Raw genomic sequence first — 5,471 nt, forward strand, 5'->3', positions numbered from 1 at the left:
GAGGTGTAGAGGGTGTACTTGGCCAGTTGGTCCAGCGGGATGGTCCGGGAGGCAAGGCGGACGAGGTTGGTCTCGGCGTGGTGGGTGACGTCGTTCTCGGTGGTGACGCTGTTCTCGGCTTCGAGTGCGATCGTCCCGTCGGGTGCGACGAGGATCGCGCCGAAGGGGTGGTTGCCGTTGTCGCGTGCGCTCTGGGAGACGGTGATGGCACGGCGGAGGTAGTCCATGTCGGTGAGGGTGCTGGTACTCACGGCATTTCCTTGTCAGGTCGGTCAGAGAGTGGCGTGAGGACGGAAATGTGGTCTTGTGTTGCGAGAATCTTGCTGAGGTAGACGGGCCGCGCAGCTGTCCGACTTACTTTGCGGCAGCAGCCCACCGCAGGGCCAGAGTCCCACTGCCAGAGGTGGGAAACCCCCCACTGACGCCCACCCGGCCGAAAACCGCCGCCAGGCAGAATCCCGTCACGAAGCAGGATTGCCACCGACACCCGCGCCCGGAACGCCGACGCGCGCACCAGGCGACCGAGCCGAACCCGGCCACACCCACCGACCACCCGAGCCAGTACCGGTCTGGCCGACAGCTTCGTGTTGCTGGGCGCGGTTCTCGGCTCGTTCGTCGTGCACCTAGTAGTGCTTGGTCATGTGCGGCCTGTGATGGCGTGTCTTCTTGATCGGTCGTTTCGTTGACCGTGTGTGCTGAGTGGGGAGTTGGCTGCGGTCCGGTGTGATCTGGAGGACTTCGCGGCGGAGATGTTCGGGCCGTTCGCGCGGGCGGATCAGCGGCGGTGGGGCGGGGTCTATCTGCGGGGTCTGTTGCTGGACGGCGGGCGCAAGTCGGTGGAGCCGATGGCCGCTCGTCTGGGCGAGGACGGGAACCGGCAGGCCCTGGCCCACTTTGTCACTTCCAGCCCCTGGGATGCGGCGCATGTGCGGGCCCGTCCGGCCTGGCGCATGCAGCCGGTCATCAAGCCCCCTGCGCCGGTCGTCGATGACACCGGGTTCCTCAAGGACGGGGATGCGTCGGCGTGTGTGACCCGGCAGTACACCGGCACCGCGGGCAAGGTCACCAACTGCCAGGCCGGGGTCTCGCTGCACCTGGCTTCCAACGGCGCCTCCGCGGCCGTGAACTGGCGTCTGTTCCTGCCCGGGAGCTGGGATCCCGCCTCGCCCAAGGCCGACCCGGCCAAAGTGGCCCGCCGCGACAAGTGCGCCATCCCCGTCCAGGCGGGGCATGTCGAGAAGTGGCAGCTGGCCCTCGACATGATCGACGAGACGCGGTCCTGGGGCATCGAGGTGCCCCAGGTCATCGCCGACGGCGGCTACGGGGACACCGCAGCCTTCCGGCTCGGCCTGGAAGAACGCGGTCTCGAGTACGTGGTGGGCATCTCGACCACGACCACCGCGCAACCCGAGGACGCACAGCCCTGCACCCCGGCCTACTCCGGCCGCGGCCCACGGCCGGTTCCTGCCTACCCCGAGCCGGCCCAGCGGGTGAGGAGCCTGGTCATCGCGGCCGGTAAGAACTCCGCGCGGCCGGTGCAGTGGAGGGAGGGGTCCCGGCCGGGCAGCGGCCGCAGCGGGTACAAGCGCATGTACTCGCGCTTCGTGGCCCTGCGGATCCGGCCCGCCGGACGCGAGATCCGCAAGGCCACGGCCGGCAGCGGGCTTCCGGTCCGCTGGCTGCTGGCCGAATGGCCCGCCGACCAGGACGAGCCCGTGCAGTTCTGGCTCTCCAACCTGCCCGGGACCACCCCGTTGCCCGTCCTCGTGCGCACCGCGAAGCTCCGCTGGCGCATCGAGAACGACTACCGCGAGATGAAACAGGCCCTGGGCCTGGCCCACTTCGAAGGCCGGACCTGGCCAGGCTGGCACCACCACGTCACCCTCGTCTCGGTCGCCCACGCCTTCTGCACCCTTCAGCGACTGACCCGATCCCCAAAAGAGACGGCGCCGGCCTGAGCCTCTACCGAGTTGTCCGCGAGCTGCAGATACTCATCGCGACCTGGACCGGCGCCTGCCCCACCTGTCACCGCGACATGCCAGACCCCGCACCAACATGACCAAGCACTACTAGGGCGCGTGTGAGGTCGTGATCAATATTCGTATTTCGCTGCCGTGCTGGGGCTGGGCGCGGTAGAACGCCGTGTGTGACACGCCGACAACTCACCGATGACCAGTGGAAGCTCATCGAGCCGTACCTGCCGATCGGCGAGTACGGCCCCTACCCGGCGAGGTTGCGTGACCAGTTCGAGGGAGTGATCTGGCGCTTCCGGTCCGGTGGCCAGTGGCGGGAGATGCCCGACGCGTTCGGCCCCTGGTCGACCGTCTACGGGCGCTTCCGCGTCTGGCGGGACGCGGGCGTCTTCACCGCCCTGCTGGAAGGCGTGATCGCCGAGGCCGCCCGGCAGGGGAAGGTGGACCTGTCGCTGGTCAGCGTGGATTCCACGACCGCTCGCGCGCATCACGACGCCGCCGGGATGCGTATCGACCCACAGGTCATGGAAGCCCTGGGGAAGGCCGCCCGGGAACAGGAGCAGGCCCGGTCAAAGGGGGCGGTATCGAGGAACAAAGCGGGCAGGGAGACCAGGACGATCCCGGCCGCGAGGAACGGCGACGCCTCCGGCGCAGACGCCGGGCCCGCCTGAAGCACGCCCTGCTCGGCAGGTCCAGGGGCGGGCTGACCTGCAAGGTCCATCTCGCCGCTGACCGTAAGTGCCGCCCACTGGCGATCGTAGTGACCGCTGGACAGGCCGCCGACAGCCCGCAATTCATCCCGGTGCTGCAGAAGGTCCGCGTCCGGCTGCCTGTCGGCCGCCCGCGCACACGGCCCGCTGCCGTGGCCGGCGACAAGGCGTACTCCTCCCGCGTCAACCGCGCTCACCTGCGCAAACGCGGAATCAAGTCCGTCATCCCGGAGAAGAAGGACCAGGCCGCCCACCGGAAGAACCGAGGCAGCAGAGGCGGCCGGCCCGTCACCCACGACGCAGAGCTCTGCAAGGACCGCAGCACCGTCGAGCGCGTGATCAACAAACTGAAAGCCTGGCGCGGCATCGCGACCCGCTACGACAAGACCCCCGAGAGCTACGACGCCGGGCTCCACCTACGGGCCTCCATGATCTGGATCAACGACCTCCTGCCCACGACAGGATGATCGCGACCTCACACAGGCCCTAGTGCCCGTGCCGTCCCTGATCTCCAACTCCGTCCAGGCCCTCCCCGCCTACCTGAACCACCACCGCCCCAACACCACGGCCACCGACACATACCCTCAAGGAGCCCGGCAGTGAACGCCCCCGCACCCGCCATCGACGTGGACAGCCCGGCCGAAGGCACCGCACCGTCGACCGCGCGGATCACGCACTGGCTGCTCGGCGGGGAACGCCACCACCAGCCCGCCGACCGCCGCCTGGGCATTCGCGTGCTCAACGCAGCCCCCTGGACCGAAGCGGCTCTTGAGATCAACCGCCATTACGCGCACCAGACGGTCGAAATGCTCCGCGGCTGCGGGATCACGCAGTTCGTCGACCTGGGCAGCGGCCTGCCGACCCCCAATCCGCGCTTCCCCCACACTGCCCTGTCCGCCGGGCAGGACGCCACGGTCATCCACGTCGACCGCGACCCGTACGTCATCGCCCACGGGCCCCAACTCCTGGGCAGCCGAACGGCACTGCACCGCTACATGCACGCGGACCTGCGGAACATGCTCCACATCCTGCGTGAACTGCCGCTTCAGTGGTGATCCGGGGTTCGGCGGTATCGGGGCGGGCCAGCGCGTGACGGCCCTGGTCAGGGTGTTCGGAGGGACGGTGCGTGGGCGGTGAGCGCGTGGATACGCACAGCGCGGAGGTGGTCGTGGAGTCGTACGTGATCAGTCCGTACCAGTCGAGGAGCCGCAGCGCTGTGTCTGCCTCGTCACCCGTGGACTACTTCCGGCAGGAGATCCGCCTCCTGGCACGGCTGCGGGCCGGCAACCTGAAGCAGGCTTTCGGGACGGAACGAGGCGCGGCCGCTGCGGCCTCCAGGGCGCTGGGTGTCACGCCGGAGTCCGCCCGGCGGTCCCTGGCGGCCGCCGCCGAGTTCGACGCCCGCGTACGCGACGGCGCGGAGCAGATGTGCCTGGCGGCGGACGGCGGGCAGCCGACAGCCTGACTCGCCACGCTCGTTCAGAAGCGCGAATCGCTCCCATCCTGCCGTCTGCCCTGGAGAACTCCGTGATTCCTTCGCTGTCCACTGGCGACATGTACAGAGGGGTACGCGAAGGAACCCTGAGGTTCCTTCAATGACCATCGACGACATGACCGATCCAGTCATGTATCGGCATCCCAGGATGCCGATATAGGCATCAGTCGATGCCGATGCTCTGATCATTTACGCAGGTCAGAAGCGGGTTGGGGCTGCGCCCTCTCTATGCAACTAAGAACCCGCGCGAATAGGCGGGCCCGGGGTGACCGTTCGGAGCCGTGCTGAGATCTGGCCTTCGTTACCTGCCGTGATCATTCTCGGGTGGTCAGGTGGGGCGTTGTTGTGGTGGCAGGCGTGGCGCGGTCCTGTGCATGCTGCTGGATTCTGGCGGCTGGGGTGGGGTCTGCGCAGAAGGGCGCAATCTCGTTCCTGGTGTGCGTGCTTGAGAGTGGGTTGGTGTCAGTGGGGGCGGATACCGTGGCGGTCATGTCTGACGATCCTCAAAGTGGTGGCCCGCGTGAAAGTGCTGTGGCGGGTGGCTGGTTGGCTGATCCGGGGTGGCTGGTGAATACCGACCCGGAACGGGTCCTGGCGGTGCTGGGCGGTGCGGTGGGTCGGGAGGAGGTGCTGGCGGCTGCGGTGTACCGGGCCTCGGCGCATCTGCACCGGGACGCGGAGGCTGGGGTGCGGCGACAGTTGCTGGCATTGGACGCGGCCCGGTACGGGGACCGCGGGCTGGCGGCATTGATCACGGTTGTACCGGCGGAGAACGACCCGGCGGCGCGCTGGGGGGTGGACTGGGCCACAGGCAGCATGGTCACCCCCCAGCTCTGGCACACCCTGAACGGCCACACCAATGGGGTGCGTGCGGTGGCGACGGCGGTGGTAGACAGCCACACGGTAGCCGTCATCGGCAGCGACGAGGGGACGGTGCGGGTGTGGGATCTGGTCATCGGTCAGCCCGTGGGTGAGCCCCTGACGGGCCACATCAGCGGGGTGTTGGCGGTGGCGACGGCCGTCGTGGACGGCCGCACGGTAGCCGTTACCGGCAGCTGGGATGAGACGGTGCGGGTATGGAATCTGATTACCGGCCAGGGGATTGGTGAGCCGCTGACGGGCCATACCGACGGGGTGTTGGCGGTGGCGACGGCGGTGGTGGGCGGCCGCTCGGTCGCCGTTACCGGCAGCTGGGATGAGACGGTGCGGGTATGGAATCTGGTTACCGGCCAGGGGATTGGTGAGCCCCTGACGGGCCATACCGACGGGGTGTGTGCGGTGGCGACGGCGGTG

The 5,471-nt window shown here is 68.5% G+C and carries 4 protein-coding genes and 2 pseudogenes; 5 read left to right on the forward strand and 1 reads right to left on the reverse strand.

The features are described 5' to 3' along the window. The coding region (locus tag ACWCXX_RS33455; protein WP_451133881.1) for a nucleoside deaminase at positions 1-251 on the reverse strand (251 nt) is incomplete at its 3' end. Between the two features lie 441 nt (positions 252-692). On the opposite strand from ACWCXX_RS33455, the gene ACWCXX_RS33460 reads away from it, so the two are divergent. The 5 genes and pseudogenes from ACWCXX_RS33460 to ACWCXX_RS33480 form a co-directional block, all read left to right on the forward strand. After that, positions 693-1,958: an IS701 family transposase gene (locus ACWCXX_RS33460; RefSeq protein ID WP_451133883.1), complete on the forward strand. Its 1,266-nt coding sequence runs from the start codon at positions 693-695 to the stop codon at positions 1,956-1,958. A 188-nt stretch (positions 1,959-2,146) separates the two neighbouring features. Beyond that, a pseudogene (locus tag ACWCXX_RS33465) lies at positions 2,147-3,150 on the forward strand (IS5 family transposase). Positions 3,151-3,282: 132 nt separating this feature from the next. Then, on the forward strand, positions 3,283-3,738 hold the full coding sequence (locus ACWCXX_RS33470) for an SAM-dependent methyltransferase (RefSeq protein WP_451133885.1): 456 nt from the start codon (positions 3,283-3,285) through the stop codon (positions 3,736-3,738). Positions 3,739-3,824: 86 nt separating this feature from the next. Continuing rightward, on the forward strand, positions 3,825-4,148 hold the full coding sequence (locus tag ACWCXX_RS33475; protein WP_451133887.1) for a hypothetical protein: 324 nt from the start codon (positions 3,825-3,827) through the stop codon (positions 4,146-4,148). 519 nt (positions 4,149-4,667) lie between these two features. Next, a pseudogene (locus tag ACWCXX_RS33480) lies at positions 4,668-5,471 on the forward strand (hypothetical protein); the annotation flags it as partial.

The organism is Streptomyces sp. NPDC001732, assembly GCF_053596315.1.